The 16349-nt window shown below is 67.7% G+C and carries 17 protein-coding genes and 1 riboswitch; of the genes, 8 read left to right on the forward strand and 9 right to left on the reverse strand.

Translation table 11 applies throughout. The features are described 5' to 3' along the window. Nucleotides 1-23: 23 nt before the first annotated feature. Nucleotides 24-995, reverse strand: coding sequence for a 4-hydroxy-3-methylbut-2-enyl diphosphate reductase (gene ispH, locus KB221_12735; protein ID WIY68940.1), 972 nt, complete (start codon nt 993-995; stop codon nt 24-26). A 149-nt stretch (nt 996-1144) separates the two neighbouring features. On the opposite strand from ispH, the gene KB221_12740 reads away from it, so the two are divergent. Then, entirely contained in the window at nt 1145-1843 is a 699-nt protein-coding gene (locus KB221_12740) for a Tat pathway signal sequence domain protein (protein WIY68941.1), read from the forward strand. Next, nucleotides 1844-3646 (forward strand): arginine--tRNA ligase, encoded by a 1803-nt coding sequence (argS, locus tag KB221_12745; protein WIY68942.1) that lies wholly within the window; start codon nt 1844-1846, stop codon nt 3644-3646. Between the two features lie 4 nt (nt 3647-3650). On the opposite strand, the gene KB221_12750 is transcribed toward argS, so the two are convergent. Next, nucleotides 3651-4247, reverse strand: a complete 597-nt coding sequence (locus KB221_12750; protein ID WIY68943.1) for a CPBP family intramembrane metalloprotease — start codon at nt 4245-4247, stop codon at nt 3651-3653. Between the two features lie 118 nt (nt 4248-4365). Between KB221_12750 and KB221_12755 the strand changes: the two genes are divergently transcribed. From KB221_12755 to KB221_12780, 6 genes are all read left to right on the forward strand, one after another. Next, nucleotides 4366-5379, forward strand: coding sequence for an adenosine deaminase (locus KB221_12755; GenBank protein ID WIY70925.1), 1014 nt, complete (start codon nt 4366-4368; stop codon nt 5377-5379). Nucleotides 5380-5408: 29 nt separating this feature from the next. Further along, a riboswitch (glycine riboswitch) is annotated at nt 5409-5506 on the forward strand. Between the two features lie 149 nt (nt 5507-5655). Then, nucleotides 5656-6771 (forward strand): glycine cleavage system aminomethyltransferase GcvT, encoded by a 1116-nt coding sequence (gene gcvT, locus KB221_12760; GenBank protein ID WIY68944.1) that lies wholly within the window; start codon nt 5656-5658, stop codon nt 6769-6771. Nucleotides 6772-6782: 11 nt separating this feature from the next. Continuing rightward, entirely contained in the window at nt 6783-7145 is a 363-nt protein-coding gene (gcvH, locus tag KB221_12765) for a glycine cleavage system protein GcvH (GenBank protein WIY68945.1), read from the forward strand. A 30-nt stretch (nt 7146-7175) separates the two neighbouring features. After that, a complete protein-coding gene (gcvPA, locus tag KB221_12770; GenBank protein ID WIY68946.1) occupies nt 7176-8519 on the forward strand; it encodes an aminomethyl-transferring glycine dehydrogenase subunit GcvPA in 1344 nt (447 codons plus the stop codon). A gap of 12 nt (nt 8520-8531) precedes the next feature. Beyond that, on the forward strand, nt 8532-10103 hold the full coding sequence (gcvPB, locus tag KB221_12775) for an aminomethyl-transferring glycine dehydrogenase subunit GcvPB (protein ID WIY68947.1): 1572 nt from the start codon (nt 8532-8534) through the stop codon (nt 10101-10103). Nucleotides 10104-10221: 118 nt separating this feature from the next. Continuing rightward, the gene (locus KB221_12780) at nt 10222-10686 is read left to right on the forward strand and encodes a hypothetical protein (GenBank protein ID WIY68948.1); all 465 of its coding nucleotides are present in this window, start codon (nt 10222-10224) and stop codon (nt 10684-10686) included. A 59-nt stretch (nt 10687-10745) separates the two neighbouring features. Here the strand turns inward: KB221_12780 and KB221_12785 are convergent, their stop codons facing one another. From KB221_12785 to dxs, 7 genes are all read right to left on the reverse strand, one after another. Then, nucleotides 10746-11258, reverse strand: coding sequence for a F0F1 ATP synthase subunit B (locus KB221_12785; protein WIY68949.1), 513 nt, complete (start codon nt 11256-11258; stop codon nt 10746-10748). Continuing rightward, nucleotides 11258-11845: a hypothetical protein gene (locus tag KB221_12790; GenBank protein ID WIY68950.1), complete on the reverse strand. Its 588-nt coding sequence runs from the start codon at nt 11843-11845 to the stop codon at nt 11258-11260. The genes KB221_12785 and KB221_12790 overlap by 1 nt, the downstream gene beginning before the upstream one ends. Nucleotides 11846-11939: 94 nt before the next feature. After that, a complete protein-coding gene (locus KB221_12795; protein ID WIY68951.1) occupies nt 11940-12206 on the reverse strand; it encodes a F0F1 ATP synthase subunit C in 267 nt (88 codons plus the stop codon). A gap of 47 nt (nt 12207-12253) precedes the next feature. Beyond that, nucleotides 12254-13045, reverse strand: a complete 792-nt coding sequence (locus KB221_12800) for a F0F1 ATP synthase subunit A (protein WIY68952.1) — start codon at nt 13043-13045, stop codon at nt 12254-12256. A 7-nt stretch (nt 13046-13052) separates the two neighbouring features. Then, nucleotides 13053-13412, reverse strand: coding sequence for an AtpZ/AtpI family protein (locus tag KB221_12805; protein WIY68953.1), 360 nt, complete (start codon nt 13410-13412; stop codon nt 13053-13055). 149 nt (nt 13413-13561) lie between these two features. After that, entirely contained in the window at nt 13562-14020 is a 459-nt protein-coding gene (locus KB221_12810; protein WIY68954.1) for a hypothetical protein, read from the reverse strand. 361 nt (nt 14021-14381) lie between these two features. Then, nucleotides 14382-16292 carry a 1-deoxy-D-xylulose-5-phosphate synthase gene (gene dxs, locus KB221_12815; GenBank protein WIY68955.1) on the reverse strand — a complete coding sequence of 637 codons (1911 nt, stop codon included), beginning with the start codon at nt 16290-16292 and terminating at the stop codon, nt 14382-14384. Nucleotides 16293-16349: the final 57 nt, after the last annotated feature.

A 16349-nucleotide genomic window follows, 5' to 3' on the forward strand; every position in this document is an offset into this window, starting at 1 on the left:
TCCGCTTGCGCAACCCTGCTGATTCAGGCGGTCAGGACACGCGGCAATTTGAAGGTCACGGTTTCACGCTCGCCCGCGTCCTCGATCACCTCGGCGTCGAAACGCGACCGTACGGCGTCGACCAGTTCCTCGATCAGCCGCTCCGGCGCAGAGGCCCCGGCGGTGATCCCGAGCGTCGAGACGCCGTCCAGCCACGACCAGTCGACCTGACCGGCATCGTCCACCAGTCGCGCATCTTTCGCCCCGGCCCGCATCGCCACCTCGACCAGCCGCACCGAGTTCGAGGAGTTCTTCGATCCGACGACGAGCACCAGGTCGCAGCCGTCGCCCAGCCGCTTGACCGCCTCCTGGCGGTTGGTGGTGGCGTAGCAGATGTCTTCCTTGTGGGGGTCCGGCAGTTCGGGGAAGCGGCGCTTCAGGGTGGCGAGCACCTCGGCCGTATCGTCGACCGAGAGGGTGGTCTGGGTGGCGTAGGCCAGCGGCGTATCGCCCGGCCGCTGAAAGGCCTCGGCGTCGGCGACCGTCTCGATCAGGCTGATGGCTCCCGCCGGCAACTGACCCATGGTGCCGACCACCTCGGGGTGACCGGCATGGCCGATGAGGACGATGTGGCGGCCGGCGGCATGATGGCGCTCCGCCTCCACATGAACCTTGGAGACCAGCGGGCAGGTGGCGTCGAGATAGAGCATCTCGCGCGCCCGGGCCGTCGCCGGCACCGACTTGGGCACGCCATGGGCGGAAAAAACCACCGGACGGTCGTCGGGGCAGTCGTCCAGTTCCTTGACGAAGATCGCGCCCATCGCCTTGAGCCGTTCGACCACATGGCGGTTGTGGACGATCTCGTGCCGCACATAGACGGGCGCGCCGTATTTCTCGATCGCCCGTTCGACGATCTGGATCGCCCGGTCGACGCCGGCACAGAAGCCGCGCGGCGTAGCCAGACGGACGGTGAGAGGGGGCTTCGCGGTCGGCCGGACGGGCGCGTGGACGGTCATGGGCGGAACCTAGTCGTTCGGGGGCGTCATCGCTACCGCGCTTTAGGTTCGCGCGGGTTTGCCGCGCCTCTGTTTAGCCGCTATCAGCAACCAGCGTGCGCCCCGCGTCGGGCTGTCGCCGCACCTCCTCGTTTCCGGAAGAATATTCGATGCGTCGCGTCCTCAAGGTTTCCCTGGCCTCGGCCCTCGCCGCCGCAGCTGTCTCGGTGATGGTCGTCCCGACCGCCGCCAGCGCCCAGTATCCGCAGGGCCAGCAGGGTCGCCCCGGCCAGAGCCCCGGGCAGCGGGAACAGGAAGACGGCTCGACCTCGGACCGCCCGCGTCCGCCCCGCATCGCGCCGCTGCGCCGCAACGCCGCCGCCGGTCCCTGCCCCTATGTGAAGGTGCTGTACGACGCCGCCCGCTATGTCGAACTGACCGGCGACCGGGTGACCATGGCCAACGTCGGCTTCACCGGCGAAATCGAGGGCCTCGTTTCGGACTGCGCCTACCAGTCTGACCAGCCGATCACGGTTCACACCCGGGTCCAATTCAACCTCGGCCGCGGCCCGCAGGCGCAGGGCGACGGCCGCACCTATCGCTACTGGATCGCCGTGACGGAGCGGAACCGCGCCGTCCTCGCCAAGGAATATTTCGACCTGCCCGTCGACTTTGACGGCGCGACCAGCACGACCGTCACCCAGGACCAGACCATCGTCATCCCGCGCGCCGAAGCGACCACCAGCGGCGACCATTTTGAAGTCCTGGTCGGCTTCGACGTCACGCCCGCGATGGCCGAGTTCAATCGCAACGGCAACCGCTTCCGCGCCAACGCCGGAACCGGTGCCGCCCAGCCGCCGGCGCAGTAAATGACCGATCTCAGGACTGTTCTGGGCGAAGCGGTCGGAGCCGCCTTCGCCGCCGAAGGCGTGGACGCCGCGCTGGCCCGCGTGACCACCTCAGACCGTCCAGACCTGGCCGACTTCCAGTCCAACGGGGCGCTGGCCGCCGCCAAGGCGCTGAAGGCCAACCCACGCGAACTGGCGACCCGTGTCGCTGAACGGCTGACGAACGATCCGCGTCTGGCTTCGGTCGAGGTGGCCGGGCCGGGTTTCATCAACCTCAAGCTGGCCGACAGCGCCCTGTCGAGCCGCGCCGCCGAAGTCGCCGCGGACAGCGCCCACGCCGGGGCCTCGATGGTCGATGCGCCGCGCAAGGTGGTGATCGACTTCGCCGGCCCGAACGTGGCCAAGCCGATGCACGTCGGCCATCTGCGCAGCTCGATCATCGGCGAGAGCCTGAAGCGCATCTTCCGCTTCCGGGGCGACACTGTCTGGGGCGACGCCCATTTCGGCGACTGGGGCTTCCAGATGGGTCTGCTGATCGTCGCCGTCGGCGACGAGGGCAAGGCCGACGGCTTCCTGATCGAGGGCGACGGCCCCTTCCCGGCCGAAAGCCCGGTGTCGCTCGAGGATCTTGAGCGCCTCTATCCGGCCGCCGCCGCCATGGCCAAGGAAGACCCTGTGTTCCGCGACCGCGCCCGCAAGGCGACGGCGGAGCTGCAGGGCGGCCGCCCCGGCTACCGCGCGCTGTGGGCCCATTTCGTCGCCGTGAGCCGCACCGCGCTGGAACGCGAGTTCGGTGCCCTCGGCGTGACCTTCGACCTGTGGAACGGCGAGAGCGATGCCGATCCGGTGATGGCCGAGATGATCGCTCATCTGGAAGCGAAGGGCCTGCTGGTCGAGGATGACGGCGCCCGGGTGGTCCACGTCGCCCGCCCCGGTGAGACACGGAAGAAGAAGCTGGCCGATGGCTCGGTCATCGAGGCACCCAGCCCGCCGCCGCTGCTGGTCATCTCGTCGGAAGGCTCGGCCATGTACGGCACGACCGACCTCGCCACGATCCTGGACCGCCGCAAGGCCATCGATCCCGACCTGATCCTCTATGTCGTCGACGAGCGGCAGGCCGAGCATTTCGAACAGGTGTTCCGCGCGGCCTGCCTGGCGGGCTACGCCGCCGAAGGGTCGCTGGATCACCTCGGCTTCGGCACCATGAACGGCCCGGACGGCAAGCCCTTCAAGACCCGGGCGGGCGGCGTCCTGAAGCTGCACGACCTGATCACCATGGCCGTCGACAAGGCGCGTGAGCGGCTTCACGAGGCGAAACTGGGCGACGACCTGCCCGAGGCCGAGTTCGAGGCCATCGCCCACAAGGTCGCGGTCGCGGCGCTGAAATTCGCCGACCTGTCGAACAGCCGGACCACCAGCTACGTCTTCGACCTCGATCGCTTCATGAGCTTCGAGGGCAAGACGGGCCCGTATCTGCTGTACCAGGCCGTCCGCATCAAATCCCTGCTGCGCAAGGGCGCGGACCAGGGCGTGATGGCGGGCCCGATCGTCATCGTCGAAGCGGCCGAACGCGATCTGGCCCTGACGCTGGACGCCTTCTCCCAGGCCGTGACCGAGGCCTATGACAAGCGGATGCCGCACGTCATCGCCGAGCACGCCTATCGGCTGGCGCAGGGCTTCTCGAAATTCTACGCCGCCTGCCCGGTGCTCATCGCCCCGGACGAGGCGACCCGGGGTTCCCGCATGGCCCTGTCGAAGGCTGCGCTGGATCAGCTGGAAACAGCGCTGACCCTGCTCGGGATCGACACGCCGGAGCGGATGTAGCGCGTCAGGCCAGCGCTATCATCAGATAAGCCGTCACATTCCCGCCCGCGTGGGCGCCCCACCCTGGCAAGATAGAGCCGCGACCGGGGTTTTCGTTGAGCCAACCGCAGACCCAACCCACGACCGTCGTAAAGGCTACCAGTCCCAGAACGGTGGTCAGGCTCGCGCCGGGAACAAGAAGCAACACCAGGTGGACGGCACCGAACAACAGAGCCTGGACTGCATTTCCGGCCTGAAAGCCGAAGGCCGCGATCAGACGTTTGCCGATCAGTCCCCGGAACAACAATTCTTCAGCAAAGGCGGTCTTGACCGCGCCGAGCAATATCAGACTGAAGATCAGCTCCGGTCCGGAACCAGTCGCTCCAGCGGCCACCGTCCCTTCTCCGGAAGCCAGTTCCTGCGCGGCGGGCAGTTGTAGCAAGGCGACCGCCACCGCAGCGCCGCCAGCCGCCGCAGCCGCAATCAGCCAGAACCGTGCGCCGGTGAGGCCGACGTAAGGTGCGAAGCGAGATGACTTCCGGCCCCATATCGCCCAGACGATAAGGCCAGCGAGAAAGACAATCCCGACCTGCAGGACCGTATTCAGAACGGTGTTGATCACGCGCGCTCCCCCGGGTTCCAAAACGTAACGCATCAAATCGGCGCGTCGCAAGACGGTGGACATTCCAGCCGGGATGGAGAACTTCCAACTTGCCCAGCCCTCGTTTCAAAGATTCATGATGTCCCTCGACGCCTTTATCGCCGGCCTGCCCAAGGCGGAGCTTCATCTTCATATCGAGGGCAGCCTCGAGCCCGAGCTGATGTTCGAACTGGCGCAGCGAAACGGCGTGGCCATCCCCTTCGACAGCGTCGAGGCCGTGCGCGCAGCCTATGATTTCTCCAACCTGCAGGACTTCCTCGACATCTATTACGCCGGGGCCAATGTCCTGCTGACGCGCCGCGATTTCGAGGACCTGGCCTTCGCCTATTTCCAGCGCGCCGCGGCGGACAACGTCCGGCACGCCGAGATCTTCTTCGACCCACAGACCCATACCGACCGGGGCGTGCCCTTCGCCGTGGTAGTCGAGGGCCTGATCGCCGGCATGGAGCGGGCCAGGGCGGAGCTCGGCGTCAGCTCGGGCCTGATCCTCAGCTTCCTGCGCCACCTCAGCGAGGCGGAGGCCTTCGCCACGCTCGAGGCCGCGAAGCCGTACCGGCATCATTTCATCGGCGTCGGCCTGGATTCGTCCGAGGTCGGCCACCCGCCGTCCAAATTCGAGAGAGTTTTCGCCGCCGCCGGCGAACTGGGCCTCAAGCTCTGCGCCCACGCCGGCGAGGAGGGGCCGCCCGCCTATGTCTATGAGGCGCTGGACCTGCTGCATATCGACCGGATGGACCACGGCAACCGGTCCATGGAGGACGAGGCCCTGATCGAGCGGCTGGCCGCGTCGCAGATGACCCTGACCGTCTGCCCGCTGTCGAACCTGAAACTCTGCGTGGTCAAGGACCTGAAAGATCACCCCGTGCCCGAGATGCTGCGCCGCGGCCTGCACGTGACCCTGAACTCGGACGATCCGGCCTATTTCGGTGGCTATGTGAACGAGAACTACCGCCAGCTGGCGGCGGCGGTCGGCCTGACGCGCGAGCAGCTGACGCAGTTGGCCCGCAACAGTTTCGAGGGATCGTTCCTGGCCGAAGTCGACAAGGCCGCCCGGATCGCCGAAGTCGAGGCCTGGGCCGCCCGTTCCGCTTGACTCACGGCCAGAGTCGGGGCCTAGGTCCGATCGCTCTCGCGGGAGAGATCGGAGCCCTTTCGGGGGGTCCGGAGCCGAAGGCGCAACCGCCCCGGAAACGCTCAGGCAAACGGACCGCGAGGACACACGGACGCTGGAAAGTCGCTCCCCGTTTTCGGGATCCATGAGCGCGCCGACGGAGCAAGCGGGGAACCGCGGAATCTCTCAGGCTTCAGGACAGCGGGGGCGCGAGGACGGCGGAGCTTTCCGCCCCAGTACGCGACTCTGAAGGCCGACATGACCGACGAAATCCTCAAGACCACCCCCCTCAACGCTGCGCACCGCGCCCTCGGCGCCCGCATGGTCGGCTTCGGCGGCTATGACATGCCGGTGCAGTACGAAGGCGTGCTGGCCGAGCACCGCTGGACCCGCGAGCACGCCGGCCTGTTCGACGTCTCGCACATGGGCCAGTGCCGGATCACCGGTGAGGACGCCACGGCGCAGTTCGAGCGCTTCGTTCCCGGCGACTATGCCATCCTCAAGGCCGGCCGCCAGAAATACAGCCTGCTGCTGAACGCCGAGGGCGGCATCATGGACGACCTGATGGCCGGCCGCCCCGACCATGACGGCCTCTACGTCGTGGTCAACGCCGGCAACAAGGACGCCGACTTCGCCTTCCTCGAAGCGAACCTTGCCGGCGACGCGAAACTGAACGTCCTGGTCGACCGCGCCCTGATCGCCATCCAGGGCCCCGAGGCCGCCGAGGTCATGGCCGCGCATGAACCGCTGCTGGCCGAGATGGGCTTCATGGATTGCGCGCGCCTGATCCTGTTCGGCTGCGACTGTTTCATCTCCCGCTCGGGCTACACCGGCGAGGACGGCTACGAGATTTCCGTGCCCGCCGACCAGGCCGAGCGCGTCTGGACCACCATCCTCAAGGACGCCCGCGTCAAGCCGATCGGCCTCGGCGCGCGCGACAGCCTGCGTCTCGAAGCCGGCCTGCCGCTGCACGGCCACGACATCGACCCCTCGACCAGCCCGGTCGAGGGTGCCCTGACCTTTGCCCTGTCGAAGTCGCGCAAGGAGCGCGCCGATTTCAATGGTGCCGCCCGCATCCTGAAGGAACTGGCCGAAGGCCCGTCGCGCGTTCGCGTCGGCCTCAGCGTCAAGGAAGGCGCCCCGGCCCGTGAAGGCGCCGAGATCGCCGACATGGACGGAAACGTCATCGGCAATGTCACCTCGGGCGGGCCCTCGCCGACGCTGGGCCGCAACATCGCCATGGGCTATGTCCCGCCGAAATTCGCCGATCTGGGCACGGAACTGAAGGTCATTGTGCGCGGCAAGCCTGCCGCCGCCGAGGTCGTCGCCATGCCCTTCGTCGCCCAACGCTACTATCGCAAACCGAAAGCCTGAGGATCGGACCGATGCATTTCTCCAAGGATCATGAGTGGGTTCGCTTCGAGGGCGACGTCGCCACCGTCGGAATCACCAAACACGCCGCTGACGCCCTCGGCGACGTGGTGTTCGTCGAGACGCCGGACGCCGGCAAGACCGTCTCGAAGGGCGACAGCTTCGCCGTCGTGGAAAGCGTCAAGGCGGCTTCGGACGTCTACGCCCCGGTCTCGGGTGAAGTGATCGAAGGCAATGCCGCCCTCGCCTCCGCTCCGGAAACCGTCAACGCCGACCCTGAAGGCGAAGGCTGGTTCGCGAAGATCAAGGTGTCGGACACCTCGACCGACGGCCTGATGGACCGAGCCGCCTACGACGCCTTCCTCGCCTCTCTCTAAGCCCTTCCCTCCCGCACGGATCTCCCCGCCATGCGCTACCTGCCGCTGACGCCCGACGACCGCTCCGCCATGCTGGCGGCTATCGGGGCCAAATCCATCGACGACCTCTTCGTGGACGTGCCCGAAGCGGCGCGGCGCGACGGCTTCGTCGACCTGCCGCGCGTGGCGGGTGAACTGGAGGTCGAGCGGGCGCTGGGGGCCATGGCGGCGAAGAACGCCTCGGCCGGTTCCGTGCCCTTCTTCTGCGGCGCGGGTGCCTACAAGCACCATGTGCCGGCGACGGTGGACCATGTGATCCAGCGGTCGGAGTTCCTGACCAGCTACACGCCCTACCAGCCGGAAATCGCACAGGGCACGCTGCAGTATCTGTACGAGTTCCAGACCCAGGTCGCGAACCTGACCGGCATGCCGGTGGCCAACGCCAGCCTCTATGACGGCTCGACCGCCATGGCCGAGGGCGTGCTGATGGCGACCCGCGTGACCCGCCGGAACAAGGCGGTGATCTCGGGCGGGGTGCATCCCCACTATGTCCGGGCGACCGAGACCGTGGTCCACGCCGTCGGCGTCGAGACCGAGGTCCTGCCCGCGGCGGTGGACGCCGAAGCGGCCGTCATCGCGCAGATCGGGCCGGACACCGCCTGCGTCGTGGTCCAGACGCCCAACGTTTTCGGTACGGCGACCGACGTGACGAAGATCGCCGAGGCGGCCCATGCCGCCGGTGCCCTGCTGATCGTCGTGGTCACCGAGGCCGTGTCGATGGGCCTGCTGAAATCGCCGGGCGAAATGGGGGCCGACATCGTCGCCGCCGAGGGCCAGTCGATCGGCAATGCCCTGAATTTCGGCGGCCCCTACGTCGGCCTGTTTGCCACGCGCGACAAACTGGTGCGCCAGATGCCGGGCCGCCTGTGCGGTGAAACGGTGGATGCCGACGGGACGCGCGGCTTTGTCCTGACCCTGTCGACCCGCGAGCAGCACATCCGCCGCGACAAGGCGACGTCGAACATCTGCACCAACTCGGGCCTCTGCACCCTGGCCTTCACCATCCACATGAGCCTGCTGGGCGAGACGGGGCTGCGCAAGATGGCCCTGCTGAACCACGAAAAGGCGCTGGCGACGCGCGACGCCCTTGCGGCCATCCCCGGCGTGGAAGTGTTGACCCCGCGCTTCTTCAACGAGTTCGCGGTCAAGCTGCCGAAACCCGCGGCCGAGGTGGTCGAGCAACTGGCGCAACACCGCATCCTCGCGGGCGTGCCCTACAGCCGCCTCGCCCCCGACGCCGGTATGGATGACGTCCTGCTCGTTGCAGCGACCGAGATGACCATGGACGGCGACATCAAAATCCTGGCGAGCGCGCTCGCCAAGGTCTGCGCGTAAGGAGCCGGCACCATGAGCACGATGAACACCGTCGGCCGCCCGACCACTCCGAACCGCGTCGAGAGCAAGCCCGCCACCCTGACGGGCGGCCGCGGCCTGCTGCAGAACGAGCACCTGATCTTCGAGGGTGACGGCTGGGGCAAGACCGGCGTCGACCTGCCGGAGCCGAAGTCCGACGGCTCCGATCTCGGCGATCTGGTCCGCCGCGATCCGATCGGCCTGCCGGGCCTGAGCGAGCCCGAGACGATGCGCCACTATGTGCGGCTGTCGCAGAAGAACCACGCCATCGACCTGGCCATCTATCCGCTGGGTTCGTGCACGATGAAGCACAACCCGCGCCTCAACGAGAAGATGGCGCGCCTGCCGGGCTTCTCGGACATCCACCCGCTGCAGCCGACCTCGACGGTGCAGGGCGCGCTGGAGCTGATGGATACGCTGGCGCACTGGCTCAAGACCCTGACCGGCATGCCCGCCGTCGCCCTGTCGCCGAAAGCCGGTGCCCATGGCGAACTGTGCGGCCTGATGGCCATTCGCGCCGCCCACGAGGCCTCGGGCCAGCACGAGAAGCGCCGCAAGGTGCTGGTGCCGACCTCGGCCCACGGCACCAATCCGGCCACCGCCGCCTTCGTCGGCTACACGGTCGTGGAAGTGGCCCAGACGGACGACGGTCGCGTCGACGTGGCTGATCTGGCGTCCAAGCTGGGCGACGACGTCGCCGCCATCATGGTGACCAATCCGAACACCTGCGGCCTGTTCGAGCGCGACATCCTCGAGATCAGCCGGCTGACGCACGAGGCCGGCGCGTATTTCTACTGCGACGGCGCCAACTTCAACGCCATCGTCGGGCGCGTGCGGCCGGGTGATCTCGGCGTCGACGCCATGCACATCAACCTGCACAAGACCTTCTCGACGCCCCACGGCGGCGGCGGTCCCGGCTCGGGTCCGGTCGTGCTGTCAGCCGCCCTGGCCCCGTTCGCCCCGGCCCCCTGGGTCGTGCATGACGCGGATGGCTATCGCCTCATCGAGCGCGAGGAAGACGAGGCGGCCCAGGCCTTCGGCCGGATGTGCGCCTTCCAGGGCCAGATGGGGATGTACACCCGCGCCCTCAGCTACATGATGAGCCACGGCTCCGACGGCCTGCGCCAGGTCGCCGAGGACGCCGTGCTCAACGCCAACTACATCAAGGCCCGACTGTCGGACGTCATGTCTGCGGCCTTCCCGGACGGCCCCTGCATGCACGAGGCCCTGTTCGACGACGAATGGCTGAAAGGCACGGAGATCACGACGCTCGACTTCGCCAAGGCGATGATCGACGAGGGCTTCCACCCGATGACCATGTATTTCCCGCTGGTCGTCCACGGTGCCATGCTGATCGAGCCGACCGAGACGGAGTCCAAGCAGGAGCTGGATCGCTTCATCCACGCCATGCGGGCGCTGGCAGAAGCGGCCAAGGCCGGCGACGTCGACCGGTTCAAAGGCGCGCCGTTCCATGCGCCGATGAAGCGTCTGGACGAGACCCGTGCCGCCCGCTCGCCGGTGCTGCGCTGGACGGCACCGGAAGGGTCGAACATCGCCGCCGAATAGGCGACGCCCTCCCGCACCTGCGAAGCACGGCAAAGTGAACCCCGCCTGTTCCAGCAGGCGTATGCTCCTCCCTGCGTAGTCTGAGCCACAACAAGCGTTGGGAGGCGCTGCGGTCATGATGTCACGCGTACAAAAGGGTCTGGTCGCCGGTTTCGCGGCCACGGCCGTCGTCTCGATTGTTGAGGCGATCAATATGTCGATCGGCCACTGGGCCGTCGCTTTTCCCCAGCTTCTCGCGGTGATTCTGCAAAACCCCGAGCAGTCACCGATCGGGTGGGTCGCCCACATTGTGGCCGGCGTGGCGCTCGGGGCACTGTTCGGGGTCCTGTGTCCAAGGCTGCCGACGGATACGCCCGAGTCGAAGGGCATCCTGTTCGCCGTCGGTGCCTTCATCCTGATGGGGCTGTTCATTGCACCCATCGGCGGGGCGGGCATGTTCTTCATGCGGGCCGGGTTCGGCACCCTCGCCTGGATGGTCGCCAGCCATGCGGTCTTCGGCATTGTGCTGGGGAGCGTCTACGGGCGTCTGGTGGAGCGCGAGAAACGCCTCCGTGTTCCGGTCGACGGCGCTCCGGCGCACTGAAATGAAAAAGCCCCGCTTCGCAGCGGGGCTTTTTTGATTCCGGGCTGACGAAGCCCGGCCTAGTTCAGGCGCGTGCTGATCTGGGCGATGGCGGCGTCGAGCAGGGGGTCGGAGGTCTGGCCGGCCAAGCGGGCGGCGAGGATCTGTTCGGCGGCGCGGGCGGCGAGGTCGGCGGCGGCGGTCTTCACTTCCGCGGTGGCCTGGGCCTCGGCCTGGGCGATGCGGCGCTCGGCGAGGGCCTCACGGCGGGCCAGGGTCTCTTCCAGCTTGGCCTTGGCCTCGACTTCCATGAGGCGGGCATCGGCTTCGGCGGCGGCGAGCATTTCAGCGGCCTGGGCCTCGGCTTCGGCCTTTTCGGCGCGGATCTGGGCCAGCAGGGCCTCGGCTTCGGCGCGCAGGCGGGCGGCCTCGTCGAGCTCGGACTGGATCTTTGCAGCCTTGGCGTCGAGCTGACCGGCGATCAGCTTGGGCACGCCGACGAAGACGCACAGGCCGAGGAACAGGAACAGGCCGGCGGCGACCCATAGTTCCGGGTTGGCCAGGTCGTAGAGGTGCGGGTTGAAGAATTCCATCAGGCGGCGCCCTTCACGGCGGCAGCGGCTTCGGCGGCGGTCGGCGCCTTGCCGGTGAGACGTTCGACGATGGCGGCGGCGGTGTCCGACGCGATCGAGGCGACATTGGTCATGGCGGCGTCACGGGTCTTGCCGATGGCGGTCTCGGCCTCGGCGATGCGGGCGTTGACGACGGCTTCTTCCTCAGCGGCGCGGGCGTTGGCGGCGTCGGTGACGCGCGCCTTGGCGGCAGCGGCCGTCGCGCGGGACGAGGCACGGGCGGCCTCGACCTCGGCCTTGGCGGCGGCAGCCTGACCGGCGGCTTCGGCCTGGACCTGACGGGCGGTCTGGACGGCGTCCGCGATGGTGGCGGCGCGCTGATCGATGACGCCGCGCAGACGCGGCACGAAGACCTTGGCCATCAGCCAGTAGAGGACGGCGAACAGGAAGATCAGATAGACGATCTGACCGAACCAGTGCTGGAACTCGAACTGCGGCAGGCCGCCCCCGCCTTCGCCGTGCGCGGCTTCGGTCGAGGCGTGCGTGTCCGCAACGGCCACCGAGGGGGGCGCGTCGTGAGTCACTGCGGGTTGAGCGGATACGGTCATCTGTCGCCTGATGTTTGAGCGGTCGATACGTCAGTCAGAAACGAGGCGGCGACCCGGCCGGAACCGGGCCGCCCCATCGATCAGAAGGACGAAATCAGCTCGCCGACGTCCAGAGCAGGATGCCGATGACGAACGACAGGATGCCCAGGGCTTCGGCCAGGGCCGCGCCGACGAACAGGTTGCCGATTTGCGAGCCGGCAGCCGACGGGTTGCGCAGGGCACCCGAGAGGAAGTTGCCGAAGATGTTGCCCACGCCGATGCCGGCGCCGATCATGCCGGTCATGGCCAGGCCGGCGCCGATGGCGTTGCCGGCCGAGACGATGGCGGCGGCGTTGGCGGCGGCGATTTGCGGATCAACCATGGTGTTCAGTCCTGTGAGAGTTGGTTGGTTGGAAGAAGAAGGGGTGGTTAGTGATGGTCGCCCAGATTGACCACGTCATTCAGGTAGACGCAGGTCAGGACGGCGAAGACGAAGGCCTGGAGGAAGGCCACGAGGAACTCCAGGGCGGTCAGGGCGGTGACCAGGCTCAGCGAGAGGGCGGCACCCGGCAGGCCGAGGTAGCCCCAGCCGCCGGCGGCGGCCATGCCGCCCAGCGACACCACGAAGCCGGCGAAGACCTTCAGGGCGACGTGGCCGCCCATCATGTTGCCGAACAGACGAAGGGTGAGCGTCAGGGGGCGCAGCAGGAAGGAGAAGAACTCGATCAGGCCGACCACCGGGCGCATCAGCAGCGGCGCGCCGGTCGGCCAGAACAGGCCGAGGAATTTGAAGCCGTTCTTCCAGATCCCGACCACGACGACCAGGGCGAAGGTGATGACGCCGAAGGTGGCGGTCACGGCCAGCTGGGAGGTGGCGGTGAAGCTGAGGAACAGGCCCAGCAGGTTCATGGCCAGAACGAAGGTGAAGACCGTGAAGACGAACGGGAAATATTTCTTGCCGTCATGGCCGATGATCGACTCGGCGATGCCGTCGATCATGCCGAACAGGGTCTCGCCGGCGGCCTGGCCGCGGCCCGGAACGACCTTGGCGCCCGAGGTGACGAGCTGGAAGAAGCCGACGACCAGCAGGAAGGCGATGGTCATCGCCAGGTGCGAGTTGGTGAAGGCCAGGTGCACCGTGCCGACGACGGGCAGAGTCACTTCGCCGAAGTCGAGACCCGGAAGGGGCGTAACCTGGAACTGGTGTAGCGGATCGGCCATCGGGCGATCAGACTCCCTGGTCTTCGTCGTCGAAAGGAACCGACTCAGGTTCCCCATACTGTTTGGCTTCGGCCATCAGACGTTGCGCCGTGCGCCACGCCATCCACACCGAAACGGCGAAGCCCAGAAGGACGCCGCCGATAATTCCTGCCGGCGAGGTGCCAGCGAAGTGGTCGACCCCGAAACCGATCCCGAGGCCAACGAAGACGCCGCCGAACAGGTCAGCGAGAATCTTCCAAGCCTGTCCCGCCGCCGCCTGACCGGCAGCCTCGTGAGAGATCTGACGGGCGGTGCGCGCCTCCAGATCGGATGCGCTGGTGTGGAGGCGTTTGATCGCCTCTTCGCGCGATTCCGGAGGAAGGGACATAGGGGCCTCAGCGCCTCTCCGCTGACGTCGAAAGACGGGCGTCGAGGAGGGTCTGAATTCGGCGCGGAACCTATAGGGGCGACCCCCGCAGGTCAAGGCGGTGCGACATTCTGTTAAGGCGTTGTATCGGCTGGAAAAACCGAACGGCCTTAGCCGCCGGGAACGACCGGCACCGATGCCGGGGCGGCGGGGGCCGTCGCAGCGGGCAGCACGGCGGGTGCGTTCATGCAGTCGCGCCCTGCATACAGGCCATTGAGGTAGTACCAGCGGTGCCGGACGGCGGCAGCCTCGGCTTCCTTGCGCTCACGCTCCGGCGCGGTGAGGGCGTCGGTTCCCGCCATGACGAGCCCGGCACCGGGAATCACCATGGACGCACCGGCGCGGGCGACACCGCCCAGACGACCGAAGAGTCCGCCCCCGGGCGCGGCCCCCATGGTCTCGCTCAGCCGGGCGGCTTCATCCGCCATGGCGGCGCAGGTCAGGGCCGTGTCGCCGGCCTGGATGACGGCAGGCGTTCGGGGCGGCTCAGCGGCCGGTGCGTCCTGGGCGATGGCGGAAGGGGCGGCGCAAAGCCCCAGTGCGAAGGCGACGGCGATGGCGGTCTTCATGGTGGTCCTCCCGGCAGCCCCCGGAAAGAACGGCGTCCTGTTCCCGAAGTTGCGTCCGGCGGCCGTTGGGAGCGTCCAGAGGGTCGAAAAGACACCTTTGCCGCCGGAAAATTGGCGGTGCCTTTCAGGATGTCCGCCCCGGGGCCTGGGCAGTCCCGAAGCCGGCCCTTTGGCGGGTCCGGCGATGGGTGGTTGATTGTCAAAGACCCCGTCCCGTGGGGACACGACCATCAACCACAGGCCTGCGTCAAAAGCGGACGTGTGCGGCCGGATGAGGCCCCGGACTGGTCAGGACAGGGGTTGAAAGGGCTCGATCGGGGTCGCGAAGGGGCGAGAAGACACGGGGCGAGAAGGAACGGCTTCAGGCGCGGACGGCGCGGGTCGCCTCGACCCCGAGCGCCTGAAGGGCGGCGGCGGCGATGTGGTCGGCGTTGAGGCCGGCGGTGGCGTACATGGCGGCCGGATTGTCCTGGTCCTGGAAGACGTCGGGCAGGCACAGGGTGCGGATCTTCAGGCCGGCGTCGAGCGCGCCCTTGTCCGACAGGAGCTGGAGCACGAAGGCACCGAAGCCGCCCATGGCCCCCTCCTCCACCGTGATCAGGCACTCGTGCTCGCGGGCGAGGCGCAGGATCATGTCGGCGTCCAGCGGCTTGGCAAAGCGGGCGTCAGCGACGGTGGCCGAGACGCCGCGGGCTGCCAGGACGTCGGCGGCCTTGAGCGACTCCTGCAGGCGGGTGCCGAGCGAGAGGATGGCGACGGTCGTGCCTTCGCGGACGATGCGGCCCTTGCCGATCTCCAGCGGGGCGGCGAGTTCCGGGATCTCGATCCCGACGCCGTCGCCGCGCGGATAGCGGAAGGCGGACGGGCGGTCGTCGATCTCGAGGCTGGTGGCGATCATGGCGGCCAGATCGGCCTCGTCCGCGGCGGCCATCAGCACCATGCCGGGAAGCGCGCCCATGAAGCCGATGTCGAACGAACCGGCATGGGTGCAGCCGTCGGCGCCGACGAGACCGGCGCGGTCCATGGCGAAGCGAACGGGCAGCGACTGGATGGCCACGTCGTGGACAACCTGGTCATAGCCGCGCTGCAGGAAGGTCGAATAGATGGCGCACACCGGCTTCATGCCGTCGGCGGCGAGGCCGGCGGCGAAGGTGACGGCGTGCTGTTCGGCGATGCCGACGTCATAGGTGCGCGTCGGGAAAGCCTGACCGAACAGGTCCAGTCCGGTGCCCGAAGGCATGGCGGCGGTAATGGCCACGATGGTCGGATCGAGATGCGCCCGCTTGATCAGCTCGGTCCCGAAGACCTTGGTGTAGCTGGGGGCGTTGGACGCGGCCTTGGCCTGTTTGCCCGAGATCACATCGAATTTGGCGACGGCGTGCAGCTTGTCGGCGCTGGATTCAGCGGGGGCGTAGCCCTTGCCCTTCTGGGTCACGACATGGACCACCACCGGGCGGTCGGTGATGGCGGCGGCGTTCCGGAGGATGGGGACCAGATTGTCCATGTCATGCCCGTCGACCGGCCCGACATAGTAGAAGCCCAGCTCCTCAAAGAAGGTGCCGCCGACGATCATGCCGCGGGCATATTCCTCGGCCTTGCGGGCGGCGTTGCGGAACGGGCGCGGCAGGTGTTCGGCGACCGACTTTCCGAAGCGGCGGAAATTGCGATAGGCGCCGCCCGAGACCTGTTTGGCCAGATAGGCGCTCATGCCGCCGACCGGCGGGGCGATCGACATGTCATTGTCGTTGAGGATGACCATCAGCTGGCCATTGGTCGTCTCGGCCGCGTTGTTCATGGCCTCATAGGCCATGCCGGCGGACATGGAGCCGTCGCCAATGACGGCCACGACGCGGTTCTTCTCGCCCTTCTGGTCGCGGGCGGCCGCGAAGCCGAGCGCGGCGCTGATCGAGGTGGAGGCGTGGGCGGCGCCGAAGGGGTCGTATTCGCTCTCGCTGCGCTTGGTGAAGCCCGACAGGCCGCCGGGCTGGCGCAGGGTGCGGATGCGGTCGCGGCGACCGGTCAGGATCTTGTGCGGATAGCACTGGTGGCCGACGTCCCAGATCAGGATGTCCTTCGGCGTCTCGAACACATGGTGCAGGGCGACGGTCAGTTCGACCACGCCCAGACCGGCCCCGAGGTGGCCGCCAGTGACGGAGACCGCGTCGATAGTCTCGGCCCGCACCTCGTCAGCCAGCTGACGCAGCTGGGGGATATCGAACCCACGCGTGTCAGCGGGGATATGGACCTGGTCGAGGAGCGGGGTGTCGGGCATGCGGGCGGTTTGTACCTAAGCCTTTGGTCTTCCAACATGCTGTAGCGCATTTCGCTG

Origin of the sequence: Aquidulcibacter paucihalophilus, from assembly GCA_030285985.1 — a bacterium.
In the GTDB taxonomy this organism is placed as follows: Bacteria; Pseudomonadota; Alphaproteobacteria; order Caulobacterales; family Caulobacteraceae; genus Brevundimonas.